The sequence below is a fragment of the Parabacteroides goldsteinii DSM 19448 = WAL 12034 genome (assembly GCF_000969835.1).
In the GTDB taxonomy this organism is placed as follows: Bacteria; Bacteroidota; Bacteroidia; order Bacteroidales; family Tannerellaceae; genus Parabacteroides; species Parabacteroides goldsteinii.
The window spans coordinates 144,860-169,047 of the sequence record NZ_KQ033914.1 but is presented as its reverse complement, the minus strand read 5'-3'; the positions used below and the strand labels follow the sequence as shown (position 1 = coordinate 169,047).

General features: G+C 40.5%; 17 protein-coding genes, 1 rRNA gene, 1 other RNA gene and 1 other annotated feature. Of the genes, 9 read left to right on the top strand and 10 right to left on the bottom strand.

The window, feature by feature from the left end; translation table 11 throughout:
- The first annotated feature begins 190 nt into the window (after positions 1-190).
- From HMPREF1535_RS23255 to HMPREF1535_RS23240, 3 genes are all read left to right on the top strand, one after another.
- Complete coding sequence (locus HMPREF1535_RS23255) at positions 191-967, top strand: hypothetical protein (protein ID WP_007653765.1); 777 nt, start codon at positions 191-193, stop codon at positions 965-967.
- Positions 968-1,416: 449 nt separating this feature from the next.
- Positions 1,417-3,135 carry an O-antigen ligase family protein gene (locus HMPREF1535_RS23245; RefSeq protein ID WP_046147768.1) on the top strand — a complete coding sequence of 573 codons (1,719 nt, stop codon included), beginning with the start codon at positions 1,417-1,419 and terminating at the stop codon, positions 3,133-3,135.
- Entirely contained in the window at positions 3,110-4,576 is a 1,467-nt protein-coding gene (locus tag HMPREF1535_RS23240) for a transglutaminase domain-containing protein (RefSeq protein WP_010800345.1), read from the top strand. The genes HMPREF1535_RS23245 and HMPREF1535_RS23240 overlap by 26 nt, the downstream gene beginning before the upstream one ends.
- Positions 4,577-5,470: 894 nt before the next feature.
- Here HMPREF1535_RS23240 and lpxA read toward each other — a convergent pair.
- From lpxA to HMPREF1535_RS23220, 4 genes are read right to left on the bottom strand one after another with little or no spacing between them, the layout of a single operon-like run.
- Positions 5,471-6,241 carry an acyl-ACP--UDP-N-acetylglucosamine O-acyltransferase gene (lpxA, locus tag HMPREF1535_RS23235; protein WP_046147767.1) on the bottom strand — a complete coding sequence of 257 codons (771 nt, stop codon included), beginning with the start codon at positions 6,239-6,241 and terminating at the stop codon, positions 5,471-5,473.
- 23 nt (positions 6,242-6,264) lie between these two features.
- The gene (locus tag HMPREF1535_RS23230) at positions 6,265-7,650 is read right to left on the bottom strand and encodes an efflux transporter outer membrane subunit (RefSeq protein WP_046147766.1); all 1,386 of its coding nucleotides are present in this window, start codon (positions 7,648-7,650) and stop codon (positions 6,265-6,267) included.
- An 11-nt stretch (positions 7,651-7,661) separates the two neighbouring features.
- Positions 7,662-10,877: an efflux RND transporter permease subunit gene (locus tag HMPREF1535_RS23225; RefSeq protein WP_046147765.1), complete on the bottom strand. Its 3,216-nt coding sequence runs from the start codon at positions 10,875-10,877 to the stop codon at positions 7,662-7,664.
- A 59-nt stretch (positions 10,878-10,936) separates the two neighbouring features.
- Positions 10,937-12,148, bottom strand: a complete 1,212-nt coding sequence (locus HMPREF1535_RS23220) for an efflux RND transporter periplasmic adaptor subunit (protein WP_007653786.1) — start codon at positions 12,146-12,148, stop codon at positions 10,937-10,939.
- A 324-nt stretch (positions 12,149-12,472) separates the two neighbouring features.
- On the opposite strand from HMPREF1535_RS23220, the gene HMPREF1535_RS23215 reads away from it, so the two are divergent.
- The 5 genes from HMPREF1535_RS23215 to HMPREF1535_RS23195 all read left to right on the top strand — a co-directional run bounded on the left by HMPREF1535_RS23215 (position 12,473) and on the right by HMPREF1535_RS23195 (position 17,519).
- Complete coding sequence (locus tag HMPREF1535_RS23215; RefSeq protein ID WP_007653788.1) at positions 12,473-13,105, top strand: DUF7847 domain-containing protein; 633 nt, start codon at positions 12,473-12,475, stop codon at positions 13,103-13,105.
- A 76-nt stretch (positions 13,106-13,181) separates the two neighbouring features.
- On the top strand, positions 13,182-14,243 hold the full coding sequence (locus HMPREF1535_RS23210) for a LacI family DNA-binding transcriptional regulator (protein ID WP_007653795.1): 1,062 nt from the start codon (positions 13,182-13,184) through the stop codon (positions 14,241-14,243).
- Positions 14,244-14,375: 132 nt separating this feature from the next.
- Positions 14,376-15,188, top strand: a complete 813-nt coding sequence (locus HMPREF1535_RS23205; protein ID WP_046147764.1) for an SDR family oxidoreductase — start codon at positions 14,376-14,378, stop codon at positions 15,186-15,188.
- 103 nt (positions 15,189-15,291) lie between these two features.
- Positions 15,292-16,467, top strand: coding sequence for a mannonate dehydratase (gene uxuA, locus HMPREF1535_RS23200; RefSeq protein ID WP_007653799.1), 1,176 nt, complete (start codon positions 15,292-15,294; stop codon positions 16,465-16,467).
- A 203-nt stretch (positions 16,468-16,670) separates the two neighbouring features.
- Positions 16,671-17,519: a M23 family metallopeptidase gene (locus HMPREF1535_RS23195; RefSeq protein WP_224265793.1), complete on the top strand. Its 849-nt coding sequence runs from the start codon at positions 16,671-16,673 to the stop codon at positions 17,517-17,519.
- 65 nt (positions 17,520-17,584) lie between these two features.
- On the opposite strand, the gene HMPREF1535_RS23190 is transcribed toward HMPREF1535_RS23195, so the two are convergent.
- From HMPREF1535_RS23190 to rrf, 6 genes are all read right to left on the bottom strand, one after another.
- The gene (locus tag HMPREF1535_RS23190) at positions 17,585-17,872 is read right to left on the bottom strand and encodes a hypothetical protein (RefSeq protein ID WP_007653803.1); all 288 of its coding nucleotides are present in this window, start codon (positions 17,870-17,872) and stop codon (positions 17,585-17,587) included.
- A 13-nt stretch (positions 17,873-17,885) separates the two neighbouring features.
- Positions 17,886-18,164, bottom strand: a complete 279-nt coding sequence (locus HMPREF1535_RS23185) for a PI-PLC domain-containing protein (protein ID WP_007653806.1) — start codon at positions 18,162-18,164, stop codon at positions 17,886-17,888.
- A 161-nt stretch (positions 18,165-18,325) separates the two neighbouring features.
- Positions 18,326-18,726, bottom strand: a transfer-messenger RNA (tmRNA) gene (gene ssrA / locus HMPREF1535_RS25595).
- Positions 18,727-18,786: 60 nt separating this feature from the next.
- Complete coding sequence (locus HMPREF1535_RS23180) at positions 18,787-19,668, bottom strand: alpha/beta hydrolase (RefSeq protein WP_007653808.1); 882 nt, start codon at positions 19,666-19,668, stop codon at positions 18,787-18,789.
- Positions 19,669-19,701: 33 nt separating this feature from the next.
- Complete coding sequence (locus HMPREF1535_RS23175) at positions 19,702-21,261, bottom strand: arylsulfatase (protein ID WP_046147763.1); 1,560 nt, start codon at positions 21,259-21,261, stop codon at positions 19,702-19,704.
- Between the two features lie 176 nt (positions 21,262-21,437).
- Positions 21,438-21,548, bottom strand: a 5S ribosomal RNA gene (gene rrf, locus HMPREF1535_RS23170).
- Positions 21,549-21,663: 115 nt separating this feature from the next.
- Positions 21,664-23,980, bottom strand: a sequence feature (most likely nonfunctional fraction of RNA operon).
- On the opposite strand from rrf, the gene HMPREF1535_RS26130 reads away from it, so the two are divergent.
- Positions 23,809-23,982: a hypothetical protein gene (locus HMPREF1535_RS26130; protein ID WP_162201393.1), complete on the top strand. Its 174-nt coding sequence runs from the start codon at positions 23,809-23,811 to the stop codon at positions 23,980-23,982. Its footprint overlaps the feature before it by 172 nt.
- Positions 23,983-24,188: the final 206 nt, after the last annotated feature.

Sequence of the window (24,188 nt, the reverse complement as noted above, 5' to 3'; positions counted from 1 at the left end):
TCCAGATCCCCTGATTTATAATGATTGACAGGAAACCTACTATAAGGATGATGCTCGCAACTTTCATATACTACAAAATAGATACAAATATAACCAAAAAAAACATCTTTGATTACTCATTTATGATATAATGGTTAGATCGCATAATACCAATGAATAGTAATTTTGCCTCAATTTAAAATTCAACAATATGAAAAAAAATTATTATTTATCTATTTTAGTGCTAATTGGCACAGTGTTATTTTCTTGTCAGTCCATATTCGACGAAGAAAGTAAAGTTTCAAACAATCCTCAAGATTATATCGGACAACTCCACAATGAAGGTATGGATTACATTTTAGATGAAATAACCCAGTTACCTAAAACAAAATCAGGAATAAGACCTGTTGACATCTCATATATCAAGCAAGCAACTATTTCTTTTATGAAGAAGAAAGAACTACTTAATAATAAAATCACGAAATCGACAGACAACTATAATCTCCCTGATTCCATTAATTTCTCCGATGTAACTATGACTAATATTCAAAAAGATTATCTCATACGTTTGATCGATATCCTATCGGTTCCCAAAGAAGCTGATTTCAAAAAAATAACCAATAATATAATTGAATTTGAAAACGAAATATTACAAAATGAAGCTATTAGCGATAATGAAAGTTTTCCTATCTTATGTGGATGTTCTGTTGCTCGTTATTCTGCAATATATTGGACTGAAAATCTAGAAAAATGGAAAGTCGAAATCATAGGGATAAAAAATTCCCAACAAAAAATCATTACAACGAAAAGCGGAGATCCTGAAGAAGGTTTTTGGGATGGCGTATGGGATATAGCGAAAGAAGATGCGATAGGTGCTGCTTTGGGAGCTCTGGGAGGAGCAGGCATAGGCGGAGTAGGAGCTGTACCAGGAGCCATAGGTGGGGGATGTATCGCTTCTGGTACAGAAGCTGCTCACAAAATATTTTAAATTACAACAAGATGAAAAATATAATAAAATGGACTCTATTCGCATTATTTATCTATGCGCTCTTTTTTCTATCAAACATAATAATAGAAAGAGGAGATAACAATCTTAGCTATCTTCTTTATAGGAGCCTTATGTTCTCTTTTCCCTGTTGTTTCTTTTTCATAAATGTCACAAGATATATACAGAAGAAAAAAATAATACTCAAAGAATTATATATTAATTCTTTTTTATTTTACATCATACAATCATTAATATTCTATAAATTAAGTATTATAAATGATCTAAAATCGAACTATCTATTATCCAATATAGAAGCATTAATTCTAACTTTCATAATTCTATTAATTATAATAGGTACTGTAAAGTATAAAACAAACAAGTAACTTTAATCTAAATTAGTCTATTCTGTTTTATAAGAATAGACTAATTATTTTATCTAACAATTACTAATGAAAAGCAGATTGTACATTTCAAATAAATGGGAAACAAATCTATTACCAAGCACTTTATTAACCTGTTTATTATTTTTCTACCCTTTGATAACAAATAATATTAATTATGGATATCTAAAAGAAATATTTGTTTTCAGTATTAGTATAATATTCATTTTACATTATCTACTATTCAAAAACCGAATATTCATATACATATATGATATTTATATAGCTATAGGGATAATATACATTATTTTTAATATTAAGAACTGGGATAATGACACTTATGTAATCATCTGTTACATTATTCTGTTTTTCTGCATATCAAAGACACGATGGAATATTAATATCCTACTCATTATTATTTCAATAAGTACAATACATGCTCTCATATCAATATACAACAATTATACATCACCTTTAATTGGCATAATGAGAAACTCCGGCATAACGGGTATATATCTGGCCATAACTTATCCGATTGGATTCTATTTCTTATTGAATACCAAGGATATTATGCAGAAAATCATATATGGATCAAACTCAGTACTGATTATTATCAGCATATATCTAACAGATTCAAGAAGTGCTATTCTATCCATATCAATATGTACTATTTACATTTATATAAAGAGCAGTAACACAATAATTAATCATATAAGGAAGATTAATATAAAACAAACAACTATTTGCATTTTATTATTTACATCACTAGGTATATTATTTCTATACAATTTAATCAATCACAGAAAAGACTCTGTAGATGGTCGAATCCTTATATACAAGATAACTACAAAAATGATATTCGACAAACCCATTCTCGGTTTCGGCTATAACACTTTCTATTCTGTATATCCAGATTACCAGGCATCTTATTTCAGTACAAATCCAGATAGCAAATATAAAATATTCGCTGATAATACTAAATATGGATTTAACGAAGTTCTACAAATAGGAGTTGAGTATGGAATAATAGGAATAATACTTACATTAATATTCATAATATATTTGCTTACAATCAAAACGAATGAAAATAAGTTCATTATATCTCCTTTAAAATATTCAGTTCTATCTATATTAATAGTTTCACTATCAAGTTATCCATTAAGAAGGGTTGAAACATTATTAACAATAACAATCCTTATTGGAATACTTGCGTCATTTGAAAAAAGGATTCTTTTTTCTTTCAATAAAATACAATGCAAATTATTAATTATACTATTTTCTTTTTTCAGCTTTAGCTTCATTGGATCTATAATAAACAGAAAAAACGCATACACTATTTGGCAAAATACAAAAAACACATCAATATCGGATAAAGAAAAAATGACAATTTACAATTCTATTAAAGACAAGTTAAAATATGACACACAGTTTCTATACAATTATGCTGTCATACTATCTAAATGTCAAAAAAATGAAGAAAGCAATATTCATTTAGACAAAATATTAACGCACATGAACACATCATCTATCTGGATATTAAAAGGGAACAACTATAAAAACATCAACAATCTTCACGAAGCCATAAAATGTTATACCTACGCTTCTAAAATAGTCCCAAATAGAATCTTCCCTTTATATCAATTAATGCTTATATACAAAGAATACAACAAACAAAATCAGATGATAAAAATAGCAAAACATATTAAGGAGTTTAATGTAAAAATACCATCTTATACTACACAAAAAATAAAAGAAGAAGCAAATGAAATTATTTCAATATATAATTAATAAAAAAATAATTGTTATATTTTCAACAACGATTACTTTTATATGTGCTGTTTGTATCATAAAGAACAATACAGATATACTTTCTTATAAATCAGACAACGATAATCTGTATAAAGTTTTAAAACATTATAAAAACGACAAAGAAAAATATAACGCAGCATTATTTTTAATTAAAAATATGGCAAACAAATATACCCATAAAGTAATAATAAAAGATTTATCAGACACAAATACACATTTCTCTTTATTTGACAAACACATAAATAAAAACAATTATAAATTCATATTGGACTCTTTAAATCTGCATATCAAAACAGATCTTATGTATGACACACAATATATTGATCCTCAATATTTAATAGAAAATTGTAACAAAGCATTTTATGCATGGAAAAACTATCCTTGGTCTAAAGGATATACAAAAAGTATATTTTACGAGTATATCCTACCATATAGAATAAATAAGGAAAATCTAACAGACTGGAGATCATTCTTCATGAAACGCTATAAACCATTGATTGATACTATGAAAAATGAAAAGACAATAAAAAATATTGCGCAATTAATAATCAAAGACATTAACAATCAAATATCTTACTCCAACAATTCACTCAATATTAAACCTTCTTTAGATTACAAAGAAGCTTTTTTATCTTCAAAAGGAAACTGTTCTGTCATAGCAGATATTATAGTACTGGCATTACGATCTATGGGCATTGCATCAACGAAAGACTATATTCCCTTATGGGGGAATACAAATAATGGACATGTCGAAGTCGTTTATTTTGATGAAGATTGTAATCCAGTAATGTTGCAAACAGGAAATTGGCTAGCCGCCCATCCTCCGAAAATATTCCGACAAGTATACTCTAACACAGAATTGACTAATATTGAAATGTTTGATAATAATTACTATCTAGATGTAACAAATGAATATATAGCGACATCAAATATCAAGATTTCAATTAAATCAACACAAAAAGATATTTACTTAGCTGTATTCAATAATAATAAATGGAAAGAGATCACTAAAGGAGAAAGGATTGATGATAAATCATATAAATTTCACAATATTGGAAGATCCATTATGTATTTACCAATCTCTAAAACAGATTATGGTGGCATAAAAACAATGGGAGTCCCTCTTTCTGTTGATTTTCTTGGCAATATAAAAAAATACAAAATCAACAACAAGAACACATTACATATTAATCTCACCCAATACCTAGCTAGCCTTCACATAACAGACAATATCAATAACTATGAATTAGCTTACTGGAATATTAGTCATTGGAGTTCAATAAGTATCTCCGGAGATCAATATAAAACTCTCTATGCACAGGATGTCCCTTCAAATACAATATATATAATTCTAGACAAAAGGGACTTAAAGTTCAAAGGAAGAATTTTCACATACGATAATGATATCAAAATATGGTAATAATCTTCTTGTCATTTTTGATATTCCATTAATTTGTTTACATTAGAGACCTCTACGGAAAACCAGAAAACAAATGTCTATATACAAATATATATTATTTACAGCTATATTCTTTATTGGAATGTTAATTATAAGTTCCGTTAAAAACTTATTTTTTGGATTTGGAACTCAATTACTCTATGCTATTGAGTGTTCTTCATATTGGTTCTTTTTTACTATCATCTATACACAATGTAAAAGAAAAAATAAAATACGCTATTCCCGATATATACTTTTACTATGCTTGTCATTTATCTCTAGTACAGTGATTTGTAACCTGGCAAATGTATACACGGGAAAAATTGAAAGCCTAATAATATTACGACCATTAGTTATGAATATTTTCCTGGCCATTATTATACAGTTGTTATTGATATACCATAAGGATAACGCCTAAACAACTAACAAAAGTTCCTTATTTTGTATTCTAAATACAGTTGTCTCCTAAAGCAAATACTACTTGTTCCTAATCTGAACATACTTATCTGCTAATTTTTTGACCTGGGTAAAAAACGTTTAGCACCTAGGTCGAAAACGTTTACTACCCAGGTCAAAAAATCAACGGATAGGTATCTTTATATTAGCATACAGTTATTTTAAGATCAGAAAGAAGTAGTATTTGGGTTATAAAGAAGTAGTCGGACGGCTATACAACAGATACCTATATGAAACTGTTGCATGAAAAAATAAGAGAGTGTCAAAACAGACACATTTACCTCTTAAAAGTATTGGTTTTTCTTTGATTAACCCATAAGAGACAGGTTTTAGGTATCCATCAATTCCCGGAGTGGATGGTTATAAAAAAAGAGGACACCGCCCAAGCAATATCCTCTCTTCTTTTCTATAATAAACGTCTTACCTTCCGATAATACCCAGCTTCGAATCATTGATAAAGTCAATGATATGCTGTATTTCATCACTCATCGGCACCTGATCCTTAATCATCAGCAAGGCATCGAAAATACTGGTCTTTCCTTGGTAAACGATACGGTATGCATGACTGATATGCTTGATCACCTTTTCACTCACCCCTTGGTGGGAAAGGATTACGGAGTTGACCCCGTAGTAGGAAATCGGTTCCTGAGCCGCCACGATATAAGGAGGTACATCCTTACGGAAGCGGCAACCGGTCTGTGTCATCGACCAGGTACCGACACGGCTGCCCTGACTTGCCAATATATTACCTCCGAAGATCGCATAATCTTCAAAGAAACAATTACCGGAGACCTTGCTACCGTAACCCAATACGCAATGGTTTCCGATATGTGTATCGTGTGAAATATGCACCCCTTCATGTAGGAAATTACCATTACCGATAAAAGTCTGCCCATCCGGAGTCGTGGCACGGTTGATCACTACGTTCTCACGGATCACGTTATCATCGCCTATAACGGCTAATGTCGTGTCGCCTTTATATTTGAAATCCTGAGGTTCTGCTGCAATGACAGCCCCGTTGAATACACGGTTTCCCTTACCCAGACGGGCGCCACTCATGATACTGGCGTGAGGCATGATTTCGCAATTGTCGCCAATCTCTACATTCTTGTCGATGTATGCAAAAGGATGAACTGTTACATTCGCTCCCAGTTTTGCACCGGCATCTACATAAGCTAACGGACTAATCATAATAATCTATGTTTTAATGGTTATTACTCTCTTCCTCCACCAACAGCACTGTACAAGTTGATAACAGCCTGCATACGCTGAACGTTGTCGGATACTTCTGTCAATTGCGCACCAAGAAGGCTCTGCTGAGCTGACAGGATTTCCAGATAAGTTGACTGGGCTGACTGGAACAAGGCTTTCGTATAGGTTACGGCCTTTTCCAATTGCTCGATCTGTTGTCTGTCCTGAATCAACATCTTGTTGGTTGCATCGTAAAGATGCAGGGCATCGCTTACTTCCTTACCAGCTTCAAGAATTGCTTGCTGATAATTCATCTGGGCGATCTTCTCCTCTGCTTTCGATACCTTCAGGTTAGCGATCAGCTTACCATTGTTGAAGATAGGCTGTGCCAGTGAAGCCAGGGCCTGGAACATGAACTGTCCCGGATTAGCAACAGTAATACCCGAACCGTTCGTCCAACCGGCTGTTGCCGTAATATTCAAACCGGGATAGAAAGCGGCACGTGCCTTGTTTGTCGTATAGTAAGCACTGGCAAGCGACATTTCCGCAATCTTCACATCCGGACGGTTTTCCAGCAACTGCAAAGGTACGCCGGCCATGATCTCGTCGGGGATCACCTGATCTTCCAATCTGCCGCGGTCGATACGTTGCGGTGCTTTAGCCAACAGTACGGACAAAGAGTTTTCCACTTCGCGAACCTGGCGTTGCAGATTGATTAACGAAGACGATACCTGATGATATACGGCTTTCATCTGAACGACTGCAGCCTCGGTTGTCATACCGGCCGTCTTCATTGCTTCCATCGCGCGTACATTTTCTTTATAGATAGCAACCGTTTCGGTTGTGATCTCTACCTGACGGTCGAGCATCAGCAGGGTAAAGTAAGTATTGGCAATACCACCGATCAACTGTGAACGGACAGCTTGCTGTGAATACTGGCTCTGCAAATAGATTGCTTTCTGGTCGCGGCTTGCATTGAGCAGCTTACCAAACAGGTCGACTTCCCAATTAGCAGCAGCCGGCAAAGTATAGGCTTTTGCATAGCTGGATCCTCCCATGGTGGTCAGCGAGCCTTGCGGGGCCAGGTTCAAAGACGGAAGGAAAGATAAACGGGCAGCAGTCAGCAACGTTTTCGCTTCTTCCACACGGAGAACGGCAGCCTGCATATCCACGTTATTCGCCAGTCCTTCTTCAATCAGAGCCTGTAATTTAGGATCACGGAAAACTTCCTTCCAGGAAAGATTTCCCATATTGGTCGTATCGGCAGCCAATGTATCCGTTACCGATACCGGATCACGATACAGACCGGACGTATCTATCGTTTCAGGACGATCATAAGCCTTGTAGATGTGGCAACTGCTCAGCAGGGCAGTTGCACACATCATATATATTATTTGATTTTTCTTCATTGTCTTCTCACTTATTTTTTAGCGTACTGTTCTATTTCCGTATTCAAATCGCTGTTGTCAAGGTCTTCCCATTCGATCGGTTTCACCTTTTCCTGCAAGTACTGGAATACCACGAACAAGGCAGGAACGATCAGGATCTGGAAGATCATACCGACAAACATACCACCAATAGCGGCAGTACCCAGCGTACGGTTACCGTGAGCACCTACACCAAAGGCGAACATCATCGGCAACAAACCGACTACCATTGCCAGAGAGGTCATCAGGATAGGACGCAGACGGGCAGCGGCACCCAATACAGCAGCCCAGGTAATACTCATACCCATACGGCGACGTTCGAGGGCAAACTCTACGATCAAAATAGCATTCTTTGCCAACAGACCCATCAACATGATCAACGCGATCTGCATATAAATGTTATTCGACATTGTGCCCAATATCATCTTCAATGCCGGGATGCTACCTAACGCAGCCCAACCCTGTACAAACAGGAAGCTACCCATCAGACCGAACGGAATTGAAAGCAATACGGCCAACGGCAATACGTAACTTTCATACTGTGCACTCAGCAACAGATAAACGAACACGAAACACAAGATAAAGATCAAGCCGGTAGTACTTCCACTCGTTTCCGCCTCTTCACGTGCCATACCTCCCAACTCATAACCGAAACCGGCAGGAAGGGTGGTACTTGCCACTTCTTCCAGTGCTTTCAGTGCCTGACCGCTGGTAAATCCGTCAGCCGGGGCAACCATCAGTTTCATTGAGGTATACATGTTAAAACGGCTGATGATATCCGGACCATATACTTTCTCTATTGTAATAAACTGGGAGATCGGTGCCATTTCGTTACCGTTTCTGACCTTGATATTCTTCAACGATTCCATATTCGCTCTCATAGAAGGATCGGCCTGCACCATTACACGGTACATCTTACCGAAGCGGTTGAAGTTGGAAGCATACAGACCACCATAATATCCCTGCAAAGTCATAAGGATATCGCTCGGACTGATGCCTACTTTCTTACAGGCTGCCGCATCGATATCGATCATATATTGCGGGAAGTTCGGGTTGAAAGTAGTCTGGGCCGACTTGATTTCCGGACGGGCCGTCAATGCTGCCATATAGTCTTTGGAAACATCAAAGAATTTCTCCAGGCTACCACCGGTCTTATCCTGCATATTCAACTCGATATCACTGGAAGCGGAATAACCCGGAATCATAGGCGGAGTAAAGAACAATACCTGTGCATCCTTCACCACTTTCTGGGCACGCATGAATAAACTACCGTAAACTACTTCCGCACTCTGCGTCATAGAACGTTCTTCCCAGTCTTTCAACTTGATGATGAATGAACCGTAAGAAGGTCCCTGACCACCGATAAAACTGAAACCGGTAATAGCCGTACGTGATTTCACAGCCGGGTCGGAAGCGATCAGACTATCTACACGTTCCATGATTTCCAATGTACGTTCCTGAGAAGCTCCGGGAGGTAATGTTACAGCTCCCATGATAGTACCCATATCTTCATTCGGCACCATACCGGTCGGCGTTACCTGCATGAAGAAGATCAACAGGGCAATAGAGACAGCTACAGTTCCGAATGCCAGCCATTTCTTCTGGATAAAGAACAATACACGCTTCTTGTAACTCTTTAATAAAGAATCGTAAGCCACATTGAAAGAGGTATGGAAACGGGATACGAATGTCGTCTTCTTTTCACCGTGTTCATCATGAGGTTTCAGGAAAATAGCACAAAGTGCCGGACTCAATGTCAAGGCATTCAATGCCGACAAACCGATAGCAATAGCCATTGTCACACCGAACTGACGATAGAATATACCGGCTGTACCTCCCATGAAACTTACAGGGATAAACACGGACATCATCACCAATGTAATAGAAACAATCGCTCCGCCAAGTTCACTCATCGCATCGATAGATGCCTGTTTCGCCGATTTATATCCCTGGTCCAACTTGGCATGGACCCCCTCGACGACGACTATCGCATCATCGACCACAATCGCAATGGCAAGTACCATCGCACAAAGTGTCAACAAGTTGATACTGAATCCGATCAGTGACAACAGGAAGAATGTACCGATCAAGGCTACCGGAATCGCAATAGCAGGAATCAAGGTTGAACGTAAATCCTGCAAGAACACATATACCACAATAAACACCAGGATAAAGGCTTCCAGCAAAGTTTTGAGAACCTCATGGATAGAAGCATAAAGGAAGTCGTTGGCATTCATGGATACTTCAACCTTCATTCCCGGAGGCATAGTCGCCTCTGATCTCACCAGCAAATCCTGGATATTATTGATCGTTTCTGTTGCATTCGTTCCCGGCATCTGATAAACGATACATGCTACTGCATTATGGCCGTTTACTTTATTTACATAGTTGTAAGTCAAACGTCCCAATTCGATATCGGCAATGTCCTTCAGACGAAGCACTTCACCGTCGGGCAATGCTTTTACTACAATATTATCAAATTCTTCTGCTGTTTGCAGACGTCCTTTATAACGGATCGTATACTGGAACGACTGGTTTCCCTGTTCACCGAAAGAACCCGGAGCAGCCTCCACGTTCTGTTCAGCCAACACGTTCGATACATCGTTAGGCACCAGCTTATATTGTGCCATTACATCCGGCTTCAACCAGATACGCATAGAATAATCGGTACCCAATACGTTGGCATCACCGACCCCCGGTACACGCTGTACTTCAGGAATCAGGTTGATCTTTGCATAGTTTTCCAGAAATTTCTGGTCGTAACGGTCTTCCGCATCATAAACGGCAAAAACAACCAACATGGAGTTCTGACGTTTCTGGGTAGTCACACCGATCTTCGTTACTTCGGCAGGCAACAGACCTTGTGCCATCGACACACGGTTCTGAACGTTTACTGCTGCCATATCCGGGTCGGTTCCCTGTTTGAAATATATGGAGATATCGGCAGAACCGTTATTGGAAGCATTTGATGTCATATACATCATGTTCTCTACCCCGTTGATCTGGTCTTCCAGCGGTGCAATCACACTATTCAATACAGTCTGCGCATTGGCACCTGTATAAGTGGCCCTTACCGAAACAGTAGGAGGCGCAATGTCCGGATATTGGGTAATAGGCAATGTGAACAAACCTAATATACCCAGGATGACAATCAGGATGGAAATCACCGTTGAAAGCACCGGACGGTTAATAAATCTATCTAATTTCATATGTTACTTTTTTATAAACGAATATCACCGGGAAAGCCCGGGTTATCCTATACCTTTAATTAATTAAAAGCTGTTTTTAAATTTCCTTCGTTCTGGTCTTTCATGGCCTGCTGGAACTTTGCAGCCTGCTCAGCCTGTGTAATCGGCGTGATTTCCTGACCGTCTCTTAAACTCTGAACGCCTTCAACAACGATCTTATCACCGGATTTCAAACCTTTAGTAACCAGATAATTCTGACCATCATCCAAAGAGGAAATCTGAATTTCAACATTTTTAATTTTATTATCGGGTTGCAGTACATATACGAATTTTTTGTCCTGGATTTCAACCGTAGCTGACTGCGGAATCATAATAATACCTTCCATGGTGTAAGGGAATACCACGTTTCCTGTTCCCCCGCTTCGCAGGATTCTTTTGTCATTCGGGAAAACGGCACGCATACTAACCGAACCGGTCGACTGGTCGATAACGCCACTGACAGCATCGATCTTACCGGTTTCTTCCAGCATCGTTCCGTCTGCCAACTGTAACTGAACGGCTGGCATCTTATCCAATTGTTCTTTCAGTGTGCCTCCGGCTTTTGTGAGCTGCAACAATTCCTTTTCCGTCATTGAGAAATAAACATATACTTCTCCGATCTCGGAAACAGTTGTCAACGGACTCGAGATAGAAGGGCTCACCAAACTTCCGATACGGTAAGGGAAAGTTCCGACAACGCCATTGGAAGGACTGGTCACTTTACAAAAAGATAAATTCTGTTCCGCACTAACCAAAGAGGCTTCTGCCTGTGCCAAGGATGCCTTTGCAGACATCAATTGGTTGACGGCTGTCTCATATTCAAAAGAACTGATAATAGCATTATTATACAGGTCTTTCTTATTCTTTTCTGTCAATGTCAACGTTTTTACGTTTGCATCTGCCATAGCAACAGCTGCTTTGGCCTGGTTCACTGCCGCCTTATACTGCGTGGGATCAATTTCAAACAAGGGCTGATCTTTACGGACCGTAGCTCCTTCATCGACACATAACTTAACAATAAAACCCGACACCTGGGGACGGACTTCAATATCCTGCGTACCTCTGATAGTCGCCGGATAGGAAGTTGTCTGATTGCTGGAAGATGAATTCACGGTCAAAACAGCATATTCACTGTCACCTAACTTCATGCCGCTCTGGCTGTTACCACAGGCGGTTAATAAAGACACTCCCAGCGCAAATAATGCAATTTGTCTACATTGGGTAATAGTAGTTCTCAACATTTGTTTATCCATAATTATAATTTAATATATTTCTGCCTTTTATTTTTTCGTACATTTATTCCTGAAGGCTTGTATTATCAGACTCGACAACAAAGGGACTCATATCCTAAAAAACGTACAAATGTAGAATCTTTTTATTGCACTTTTACCGTTTATACATTCTTTTATACTAAAAAATAGCTTTATTTATATGTAGAGATCAAACAGATAGCTATTTTTTGCCGGATCGAAAGTAAATTAGTCCAAAATTGCATACATTCCGTTGTTGTTGTTTGTTTATTCAATAATTTAGTTTAAATTTACAGCTATCTATAAACATAATTAATCTACAATCTGATGGGACCAAAGTTTTCTATTTCGGAAGTATGCAGTACTTCATGGCAACGTACTAAAACTCAGATATGGGTTTTAGCCGGCTTATTGATAGGTATGACAATAATTTCTTTTACGCTGAGCGCTTTTGCCATGCCTATGCAAAAATCCATAGTGGGTACAATCGTTATTAATTTGATCAGTTGCATTATCTCCTGCATTTTTGCATTAGGATACATGAAAAACATATTCCAAGCCCTGGATGGAGAGGAACCGCAATTCTCGGCCTACGGACAACAGGCCCGTAAAATCATCACTTATTTTGTGGCTAATCTTTTTATGGGGATCATCGTGGTGTTCGGTATCTGCCTGTTCATTATTCCAGGCATTTATCTGGCTCTCCGATTGCAATTTTTCACCGCTTTTATTGTTGAAGAAGATACAGGTATCATCGAATCGCTGAAACGCAGTTGGGAAATAACCCGCGGACAGGGCATGCCGTTATTTATGCTTATGCTGGCTATGATCGGTATTTTCATATTGGGACTTATCCTGTTGGGTATAGGAATTTTTGTAGCAATGCCTCTTATATATATGATGTATGGCTATGTTTTTCGTAAATTAAATGCACCTTTGCAGATTATTGAGGAATTATAATTTTTATAACACAAAACAAACAGTCCGCAGAATCTTTTCATGTTCTGCGGATTATTTATGATAACAGAATTGCCCTATGGGGAAAACGTATAGAATAAAAGATATAGCAGAATTATCCGGAGTTTCTACCGGAACCGTCGATCGTATTTTGCACAACCGTGGCAAAGTGTCGGAAGAAGCACAGAAGAAGGTCGAAAAAGTATTAAAAGAGATAGACTATCATCCGAATCTGATAGCCCGTTCGTTAGCCCTCAAGAAAAAGTATAAATTCGTTACATTGATACCCTCTTTCGGACAGGGGGAATACTGGGCAAAGCTGTCCGAAGGGATCAACAAGGCCGAACAGGAATTATTCAGTTACAATATTGAGGTCGAGCGGATGTACTTCAACCAGTATGACAGAAGTAGTTTCGATAATTTGATTCCCAAAATAGAAGAGGCGGATTGCCAGGGAGTAATCATAGCAACCCTTTTTAAGGAGAGCGTTATCCAACTCACGCAACAACTCGATAAACTCGAAATCCCCTATGTGCTGATCGATGCCTTTATCGAAAATACCAATTGTATCGCTTATTACGGAACAAACTCCTATGATTCCGGATATATCGCCGGGCGGTTACTTTTTGAACAGATACATCCGGAGGACAACATCGCTATTTTCCGCTTTATCCGTAAAGGCGATATGCATTCAACTCAGGTTATGAAACGTGAGGAAGGTTTCCGCGATTATCTGTACGGTCACGATTTTCTGGGAAAAATATACCCTGTACATATTCATGCCGATGAATCAGTAGAAAACAAAGAGATACTCGACTCTTTCTTCGCAACGCATGAAGAGATCAAGGCTGGTATAATCTTCAACTCCAGAGCACATGTCCTGGGTGATTATTTCCAGCATCAGGACATCGACAAACATTTTAAACTAATCGGTTACGACGTGATCGAATCGAATCTGAGCCATCTGAACAACGGATACATCACCCATCTGATCGCCCAACGTCCGGAAGTGCAGGGATTCAATTGTGTCCGCGCTTTATTCCGACACCTAGTATTAAAAGAAAAAGTCGAACAAATCAATTATATGCCTATTGATATACTTATCAAAGAGAACATTAAGTACTACAATAACTATATTTAAAGGCATAAATTAATTATTTTTCTTCTATATTTTTTTTGTTTGACAAATAAATACCATACATTTGCACCCAACGTGTGCTCGCGCACATATTGAACATAAAATGGAAATATCACAATAAAAATCATATATAAAATGGCTAATTTATTTTGTATTAAAGACAGAGTTGTCATCATTACCGGAGGAGCCGGTATTCTGGGTAGCGGAATCGCAGGCCATCTGGCTGAAGAAGGTGCTAAAGTTGTAATCCTTGACCGTGCAGTGGAAATCGGAGAAAAAATCGTTGCCGATATCAAAGCAAAAGGTGGCGAAGCCTGTTTCTTCCAGACTGACGTTCTGAATAAAGAGATCCTCGAACAGAATAAAAAAGATATCCTTGCCAAATATGACCGCATCGATGCATTATTGAATGCTGCCGGTGGTAATATGGCCGGTGCTACAATCGGTCCGGACAACAACATCTTTGACCTGCAGGTCGATGCTTTCAAAAAAGTGGTAGATCTGAACCTGTTCGGCACAGTGCTTCCTACTATGGTTTTTGCAGAAGTAATGGCTCAACAGAAAGAAGGTGCTATCGTAAACTTCTCTTCTGAATCCGCTCTTCGTCCGTTGACACGTGTGGTCGGATACGGCGCAGCAAAAGCTGCCATCTCCAACCTGACCAAATATATGGCCGGTGAACTGGCTATCAAATTCGGTGAAGGCTTACGTGTAAATGCTATCGCTCCGGGATTCTTCCTGACAGAACAAAACAGGACATTGATGACTAATCCGGATGGTTCTTATACGGAACGTGCCAAATCTGTCATTGCCCACACACCGTTCAGACGTTTGGGAACACCGGAAGAATTATTCGGTACGATTCAGTACCTGATCAGTGACGCATCCAAATTTGTAACCGGAACAATTGCAATTGTCGACGGCGGTTTCGATGCTTTCTCAATCTAAATGCCTAATAATATGCCAATAGGTTAATGTGCCAATATGCCAATTACTTTAAAGCATATGCCGTAGCCAATTGGCACATTGACAAATTAATAAATTATTTTCTATGTATTTATGCGAACAAACTTGGCGTTGGTACGGGCCGAATGATCCTGTCAGCCTTTGGGATATTAAACAAGCCGGAGCAACCGGTATCGTAAATGCTTTACACCATATCCCTAACGGGGAAACATGGACAGTAGAGGAAATCATGAAACGGAAAGAAATGATCGAAGAGGTAGGCTTGAGATGGTCTGTTGTCGAAAGTGTTCCCGTTCATGAACATATCAAAACACAAACCGGAGATTTCCAGAAATATATCGACAACTACAAGGAAAGTCTGCGTAACCTCGGAAAGTGCGGTGTTAATGTTGTGACATATAATTTTATGCCGGTACTTGACTGGACACGTACTGATCTGGCTTATACGATGCCGGACGGTTCAAAGGCTCTTCGCTTTGAACGTGCAGCTTTCGTTGCTTTCGACCTTTTCATCCTGAAACGTCCGGGAGCTGAAAACGATTACTCGGCAGAAGAGAAGGCTAAAGCGAAAGCTCGCTTCGATATAATGACCGAAGATGACCGTAAACTACTTACCCGTAATATGATTGCCGGTCTGCCCGGATCGGAAGAAAGTTTTACGATCGAACAGTTCCAGGAAGCACTGGACCGCTACAAAGATATCGATGCCGAAAAACTGCGTTCCAACCTGATCTACTTCCTGCAGGAAATTGCTCCGGTAGCCGACGAAGCGGGTGTTAAACTGGTGATCCATCCGGATGATCCTCCCTACTCCATCCTCGGTTTACCACGTATCCTGAGTACGGAAGACGATTTCAAAAAATTGATCGAAGCTGTTCCGAATCCAAGTAACGGTCTGTGCTTGTGTACCGGTTCATTCGGTGTTCGTAGCGACAATGATCTTGCCGGTATTATGGAACGCTATGGCGACCGCATCGACTTCGTTCACTTCCGCAGCACACAACGGGATGCAGAAGGAAACTTCTTCGAAGCAAACCACCTGGAAGGTGACGTGGATATGTACGGTGTAATGAAAGCGTTACTCGAGTTACAACAAAGACGTGGTTGCTCGATCGCTATGCGTCCGGACCATGGCCATCAGATGATCGATGACTTGAAAAAGAAGACAAATCCGGGTTATTCCTGCATCGGACGCCTGAGAGGTTTAGCTGAACTTCGCGGCCTGGAGATGGGTATAGCCAAATCTCTTTTCAATAAATAACAGAGACTGAAATTTCATTTCTTATTGATTTATAATGAAAAAAGCGTTCAACTCCGGTTGGCGCTTTTTTCTGTTTTATGGCTTTCCAATACATTCACCAGACCATTGAAAAGCATAAACAAATGAAAAAGAACTATAAAGTATTCCTGATAAGGACTTTAGACTGGATTGTTTTTTCTATTTTTGTCCAGCTAAAAAATTTCATAATGCCTAAGATCTACAGTTATATATTATTATTTATTACACTAATAACACTAAGTACCTGTTCTTCGGTACTATCAGTGCAATCACCACCATCCGTTTCCGATCAGGAATTTAACATGCTGTCTCCGTCAACAGAAATCCCTCTTCCCCAGATAGATATATTCCTTCCTCCTACACCGGAATTGGGAAAAACAGAATATGCACGTAAAGATATTACTGAGGATTTTTCTCCACGGGAAAAAGCCGATATAGCTGTTCCGGATCCAAAACTTCTGGCTGACGAAAACTCTCTTGTTATCGACCTGGCTCTCATGACAGATGAAGATTATGCTTTTCCACTCCCCGGAGCAAAAGTCATATCGCCCTATGCCGGCCGCAGAAGACATCATTCCGGTGTTGATCTGAAAACATGTGCTAATGATACCATCGTTGCAGCCTTCGATGGAATTGTCCGCATGGCAAAACCTTATGCTGCTTATGGTAATGTTGTAGTCATCCGTCATTATAACGGGCTGGAAACAGTTTACAGCCATAATTCCAAAAATCTGGTTAAAGTAGGTGACCGCGTAAAAGCCGGTGAACCGATCGGACTAACAGGAAGGACAGGCAGAGCTACTACGGAACATCTGCATTTTGAAGTGCGTATCAACGGGCAGCACTTTAATCCTGATAAAGTATTCGACCTGGGAAAACGAAAATTGCAAAACACTTGCCTGGTCGCTACCAAAACAGGAAAAAATATTGCTGTAAAAGCTATCGATATACTCCCGCAACAGCGTACCAATGAATACCAATACTCTTATTTAGGAATCCCTGTTCCGAATAATAATAAAAAGTTGGATTTGTAGAATAAAAAAGACAGAGCTTGAGAATGCAAACTCTGTCTTTTTATAAGATCATCTTCTTTTCTAATCTACTTAGGAAGTTGAGGAAGTTTCTCAAATAATACCTTAATCCTTTTCTGCAAATCTACCGACAGTTGAGAGAGATATTCTTCCGGAGCTCCAAGTTGAACAAAATCCATCATCGTATAAACATCTTCATTTACATTTTTCCAATAATTCGGATTATTTTGCATGGCAAAGAATGTAGGTGACTTAAGAAGTTCCAAGCCTCCTTCTACAACCTTTTTCAATGATTCTTTTAATTCCTTTTCCGATTCTTTTATTTTCTCTGTAGTTTCATGTGTCCCTTCATTCAACAAGGAAAATACTTTAACTTTCCATGACCAGGTTCACAATACAATCCTGCTTTTGATCCAGAAAGGCCAGTACATCCGTTACTGCCTTTTCATGAAATTCCAAAAGGCCATGAGCAAAATAAGGTGTTGCCTTTTCATCAAAACGAATACGAAGATCAAAAAATCTGACGCCAAATTCATACTGTTCTTCAAGAGACAGGTTCTGACATTTTCCGGTATTCCAAGCTAATATCTGGACTAGTCCGGTTGGCTTAAGATAAGTCATTGAGTTGTGAGTTCCTAGTTTAAGCATAATATGGTTATTTAAGTGATTAGTAGAAGCTGATTTTCAAAGGGAGCTTCATTCTGCAAATATAAACATTTATCCATACCTGATGTAAAAAACAACTGATATTCTTATTTATTTTCTAATTTGGTCCATAAACAAAAAAGACCACTGATTTTCAGTGGCCTTCGTGGAGATGGAGAGATTCGAACTCTCGTCCAAACGAGGAATTAATCTGCTTTCTACATGTTTATCTTCGCCTTCGATTGTCGGGACCAAGCAAGACCGAAGCCACCCACTTAATCCTTATCCTCTAAATTTTCGCCTGACACCCGAGGCTCATTTCAGACTATCTCCGATATTGCTGCACCACCTGATCGGAAAGCTTCGGAGCCACAGCATCCGGGTGATGTCACGTCCCCACAACTTTTGCAGGGATTAAGCTTGAATCTACTATACTTCGATTAAGCAGCGTAAGCGTAATTGTTTTCGCCAGTTAATTGTTCGTTGTCTGAGATTTAAGTGCAAGCCAACCACGCACTACATGCTTACAAACCACTTCTGCCCGCTGTCAAAACCGGTCATCCCCATGATTTGTGAGTACAAAGATACAAAGATTCTGCGTATCTCTGTACTCCATTTAGTTTTTTTATTCTATTACCCCTATTTCACGGAACCAGTCTTCGGCTCTGTCAGGCCATTCATTCACGGCTGCGCCGGTATCTCTAAGTCCATAACCGTGTCCCCCCTTACTATACAGGTGCATCCAGGCAGGAACATCTGCTTCTTTTAATGCATAATAATAGAAAAGGCTGCTGTTTATATATGACTTATCGTCTTCCGCCTGAATCAGCATAGTCGGAGGTGTTGCCGACGTTACTTTGATCTCTGGTGCCAATTGGAAGTTTTCACCGTCCAGATACGCAGGATACACCAAAAGACAGAAATCAGGACGACAACTTACCTTATCCGCAGCATCCACTGCCGGATATGTCCGTTTCTCAAAATTATTACTAACCATCGCAGAAAGATGACCTCCTGCCGAAAATCCCATCACACCGATACGCTGCGGATCTACATTCATCTCTTCTGCATGGGCTCTGACATAACCGATCGCACGCTGCAAGTCCTGCAAAGGAGCTTCATGCTTCTCGTGACCTTCCCGACGCGGGACACGGTATTTTACCAACACAGCTGTTATTCCCAAATTGTTCAGCCATTCGCAAACTTCGTCTCCTTCCAAGTCGTAAGCCAGAATATTATACCCTCCACCGGGACAGACTACCATTGCCGCCCCTGTAGCAACTTCATCAGGAGCCGGATAAACAGTGATTGTCGGTTCACTTACATTAGTAACCCGTAAGACGGTTTCACCACCTGTCTTACCGCCATCAGTATCTGCTTTTTCTATCAGCTTGGTTGTTTCTCCCGGTGCACCTTTCGGGAACAACAGGATCGGATTATCTTGTGCCATAGCTGAACCTATTAAACAACTTGCTCCGACAAGCAGGAGCATCCATTTTCTGACCATACACTACACTGTTTAAAGAATTTATAAGAACCATTATTTTTGAGGGAAATTCGGACTATACAGCATTGTTTTCTCTAATGTCATTAGTTTGCCATCTTTCACAAAAGCCTCTCCACGCTCTGAAAGATGTTTAACCATTTCTCCACGGAGTTCTTTCAACTGTTTTGCATATTCCGCCTTGGCAGAACAATCGGTCAACTCACCCGGGTCTTTTACCAAATCGAACAGTTGCTCTTTTCCATTATGAAGATTCCAGACATATTTTAGTTTGCCATCTGTTAAAGCACACCAATAATTATCCGCACTATAACAAGTAGCATGCTCCATATCAATATATTTACGCCATTCATCTCCATGTCCCTGCACTAATTTCAGCAGTGAACTACCATCCATATCGGGAGGAACCGCCCCCCCAGCCAAATCAATAAAGGTCGGCAGAAAATCGCGTAATTCAACCGGCTGTTCAATCTTTGTACCATTTGGAACTGATTTCTTGACATAAGACGGCCATTTTACAATATAAGGGATATGAGCAGAACCCTCATACGGATAAGTCTTTCTCCAATGATAATGGTCGCCCAACATATCACCATGATCGGCAGTAAAACAGATCACGGCATCATCATACATACCTTTTTCTTTCAACGTTTCAATAATCTGCCCTATCTGGTCATCGATAAAAGTGATATTTGCATAATAATGCCTTCTGGATTTAACGGCATACTCATCCCCAAAATTACCAAACGGAGCGTCAGAAGCAGCCTTTTCCGGATCCAGATGTTCCGCATATTTGCCACACCAATCTCCGATAACTGGCTTAGGTATATCCGCATTCTTATACATATCCAAATAACGCTTCGGTGGATCATAAGGACTATGCGGACGTGCAAAAGAGACTTTAAGGAACAATGGCTGATCATTATTATAATTACGAATCAGTTCACAGGCGGTTTGCCCTGTCCAGGTTGTCGGATGTAAACGTTCATCCAGTTTATAAACTCTTGCACCATGGTCATTCCAGCCTATACCAGTTAAGTCCGGATTCTGTCCCGGAGCATTTAACTGGAACCATTCCCGGTAATCACTGATGAAATCTTTTGACTCAATCCGGCCGCTCTCGTCAATTAAAGTTGCATGAAATCCATGAAGTGCCTTCTGCGGGAACCAATGCATCTTTCCGATACCAAAAGTGAAATAACCCAGATTACGCAACATCTGAGGCATTTCATATTTATATTGCTCAGCCATTCTTCCGTATCCCAGCATGCCATGATGCCAGGGAGATAAACCAGTCAGCAAGCCGGCACGTCCGGGCGTACTGCTTGGAGCCGAGGAATAACCATTTACAAACAGTGTTCCTTCTGCTGCAAGTTTATCTATATTAGGAGAAATAACAGCTTTGTTACCCATACATCCCAAAGCATCCCCACGATGCTGGTCTGTCATGATAAAAATTACATGAGGTTTCTTTTTCTTTTCCTCTTGCCCATTATTCTGTTCATTCAAGGAAGAAGTGATAGATTGTGCAGAATGATTGACTCCAACTCCTGCACCTGCTAATAGTGACGATTTAAGAAAGGCTCTTCTTTTCATTATATGTTTTTCTATGAATACTAATTTAGATAGCGAAGATAAATATCTTATTTGATTCGTGCAAAGAGAAGACGACTAATATTATCGGTAAGAATAAAAACGAAAAGAAGCTATAAACACAAAAAGGAACCAACCTTACGATTGATTCCTTTCATTGTTTGGAGTCTGTGACTCTAAAACGGCGGCTATCTACTCTCCCACTTTTACGCAGTACCATCGACGTGGTTGGGCTTAACTTCTCTGTTCGGAATGGGAAGAGGTGGATCCCCAACGCTATAACCACCTTAATACCTTTTAAGATGTTTGACCTGGACAACGCTACTTTATCAGTAACTTTCGCTATGTCAGTATCTCTACTAACCCTGCTGATATATCAATCCTTCCTCTCGGAAATAGAAAGTCTCGGGCTATTAGTACTACTCGGCTTCGACATTACTGCCCTTACACCTGTAGCCTATCAACGTCGTAGTCTACAACGACCCTCAGGGAGATCTTATCTTGAGGCTGGCTTCGTACTTAGATGCTTTCAGCACTTATCCAATCCAGACTTAGATACCCGGCGGTGCACCTGGCGGTACAACCGGTAAACCAGAGGTCTGTCCAACACGGTCCTCTCGTACTAGTGTCAGAGCCACTCAAATCTCCTACGCCCACGATAGATAGAGACCGAACTGTCTCACGACGTTCTGAACCCAGCTCGCGTGCCACTTTAATGGGCGAACAGCCCAACCCTTGGGACCTTCTCCAGCCCCAGGATGTGACGAGCCGACATCGAGGTGCCAAACCGCTCCGTCGATATGAGCTCTTGGGAGCGATCAGCCTGTTATCCCCGGAGTACCTTTTATCCTTTGAGCGATGGCCCTTCCATGCGGAACCACCGGATCACTATGCTCTAGTTTCCTACCTGATCGAGTTGTCTCTCTCCCAGTCAAGCACCCTTATGCCATTACACTCTACGACCGGTTACCAATCGGTCTGAGGGTACCTTTAGAAGCCTCCGTTACTCTTTTGGAGGCGACCACCCCAGTCAAACTACCCACCATACAGTGTCCTCGTTTCCACGAGTTAGAACTCAAACAACCAAAGGGCCGTATTTCAACGGCGACTCCACCGACACTGGCGTGCCTGCTTCGCAGTCTCCGGCCTATCCTACACATTAGTTGCCCAAATTCAATGTAAAGCTATAGTAAAGGTTCACGGGGTCTTTTCGTCCCATCGCGGGTAATCGGCATCTTCACCGATACTACAATTTCACCGAGCTCACGGTTGAGACAGTGTCCAGATCATTACACCATTCGTGCAGGTCGGAACTTACCCGACAAGGAATTTCGCTACCTTAGGACCGTTATAGTTACGGCCGCCGTTTACTGGGGCTTCAATTCAAACCTTCTCTTGCGATGAGCTCTCCTCTTAACCTTCCAGCACCGGGCAGGTGTCAGGCTGTATACTTCATATTTCTATTTCGCACAGCCATGTGTTTTTGTTAAACAGTTGCCTGGACCTATTCTCTGCGCCCCGCCATCGCTGACAGGGACCCTTTATCCCGAAGTTACAGGGTCAATTTGCCTAGTTCCTTAACCGTGAATCACTCGAGCGCCTCAGTATTCTCAACCCAACTACGTGTGTCCGTTTACGGTACGGGTACTCTATAGATATGCTTAGCGGATTTTCTAGGGAGCCTGTTTACATCCATATTGCCTTGTACAAGTACTCGGCATACTCTCAGGTTCGACTCTCACGGCGGATTTGCCTACCGCGATCAACGTCTACACCCTTTAACCAACTATTCCGTCAGTTGGCAGGACTGTCACTTCTCCGTCTCCACATCGCTCTATAAAGTAGTATGGGAATATTAAACCATTCTTCCATCGGAATCGCCGTTCGGCTTATCCTTAGGTCCCGACTTACCCTGATCCGATTAACGTTGATCAGGAAACCTTAGTCTTTCGGCGAGGAAGTTTCTCACTTCCTTTATCGTTACTTATACCTACATTTGCTTTTCCAGCTACTCCAGCAAGGGTTATCCCTCACCTTCAACGCCACTGGAATGCTCCCCTACCATCCATTACTCTGGATCCATAGCTTCGGTAAACAGTTTATGCCCGAGTATTATCCACGCCAAACTCCTCGACTAGTGAGCTGTTACGCACTCTTTAAATGAATGGCTGCTTCCAAGCCAACATCCTAGCTGTCTCTGCAGTCTGACTTCGTTAGTTCAACTTAACTGTTATTTGGGGACCTTAGCTGATGGTCTGGATTCTTCTCCTCTCGGACGCGGACCTTAGCACCCGCGCCCTCACTCCTTATCAATATATAGCACGCATTCGGAGTTTATCTGGACTTGATAGGCGGTGAAGCCCTCGCATCCAATCAGTCGCTCTACCTCATGCTATACTAAATAAAGGCTGCACCTAAATGCATTTCGGGGAGTACGAGCTATCTCCAAGTTTGATTAGCCTTTCACCCCTACCCACAGTTCATCCGAAAGCTTTTCAACGCTTACCGGTTCGGTCCTCCAGTTAGTGTTACCTAACCTTCAACCTGACCATGGGTAGATCACTTGGTTTCGCGTCTACTCCCTCCGACTATGTCGCCCTGTTCAGACTCGCTTTCGCTTCGGCTCCGTATCTGAAATACTTAACCTTGCCGGAGAAAGTAACTCGTAGGTTCATTATGCAAAAGGCACGCCGTCACAACTTACGTTGCTCCGACCGCTTGTAGGCAGACGGGTTCAGGGTCTATTTCACTCCTCTGTTCGAGGTTCTTTTCACCTTTCCCTCACGGTACTGGTTCGCTATCGGTCTCTCGGGAGTATTTAGCCTTACGGGATGGGCCCCGCTAATTCACACAGAATTTCTCGTGCTCCGCGCTACTCAGGATACCACTAGGCTTCGTTAGAAAGTCGTGTACGGGATTTTCACCCTCTA

Coding starts and splice junctions, on each gene's coding strand:
- HMPREF1535_RS23255 (WP_007653765.1), top strand. CDS start 191: ATGAAAAAAAATTATTATTTATCTATTTTAGTGCTAATTGGCACAGTG.
- HMPREF1535_RS23245 (WP_046147768.1), top strand. CDS start 1,417: ATGAAAAGCAGATTGTACATTTCAAATAAATGGGAAACAAATCTATTA.
- HMPREF1535_RS23240 (WP_010800345.1), top strand. CDS start 3,110: ATGAAATTATTTCAATATATAATTAATAAAAAAATAATTGTTATATTT.
- lpxA (WP_046147767.1), bottom strand. CDS start 6,241: ATGATTAGTCCGTTAGCTTATGTAGATGCCGGTGCAAAACTGGGAGCG.
- HMPREF1535_RS23230 (WP_046147766.1), bottom strand. CDS start 7,650: ATGAAGAAAAATCAAATAATATATATGATGTGTGCAACTGCCCTGCTG.
- HMPREF1535_RS23225 (WP_046147765.1), bottom strand. CDS start 10,877: ATGAAATTAGATAGATTTATTAACCGTCCGGTGCTTTCAACGGTGATT.
- HMPREF1535_RS23220 (WP_007653786.1), bottom strand. CDS start 12,148: ATGGATAAACAAATGTTGAGAACTACTATTACCCAATGTAGACAAATT.
- HMPREF1535_RS23215 (WP_007653788.1), top strand. CDS start 12,473: ATGGGACCAAAGTTTTCTATTTCGGAAGTATGCAGTACTTCATGGCAA.
- HMPREF1535_RS23210 (WP_007653795.1), top strand. CDS start 13,182: ATGGGGAAAACGTATAGAATAAAAGATATAGCAGAATTATCCGGAGTT.
- HMPREF1535_RS23205 (WP_046147764.1), top strand. CDS start 14,376: ATGGCTAATTTATTTTGTATTAAAGACAGAGTTGTCATCATTACCGGA.
- uxuA (WP_007653799.1), top strand. CDS start 15,292: ATGTATTTATGCGAACAAACTTGGCGTTGGTACGGGCCGAATGATCCT.
- HMPREF1535_RS23185 (WP_007653806.1), bottom strand. CDS start 18,164: ATGCTTAAACTAGGAACTCACAACTCAATGACTTATCTTAAGCCAACC.
- HMPREF1535_RS23180 (WP_007653808.1), bottom strand. CDS start 19,668: ATGGTCAGAAAATGGATGCTCCTGCTTGTCGGAGCAAGTTGTTTAATA.
- HMPREF1535_RS23175 (WP_046147763.1), bottom strand. CDS start 21,261: ATGAAAAGAAGAGCCTTTCTTAAATCGTCACTATTAGCAGGTGCAGGA.
- HMPREF1535_RS26130 (WP_162201393.1), top strand. CDS start 23,809: ATGGGTAGATCACTTGGTTTCGCGTCTACTCCCTCCGACTATGTCGCC.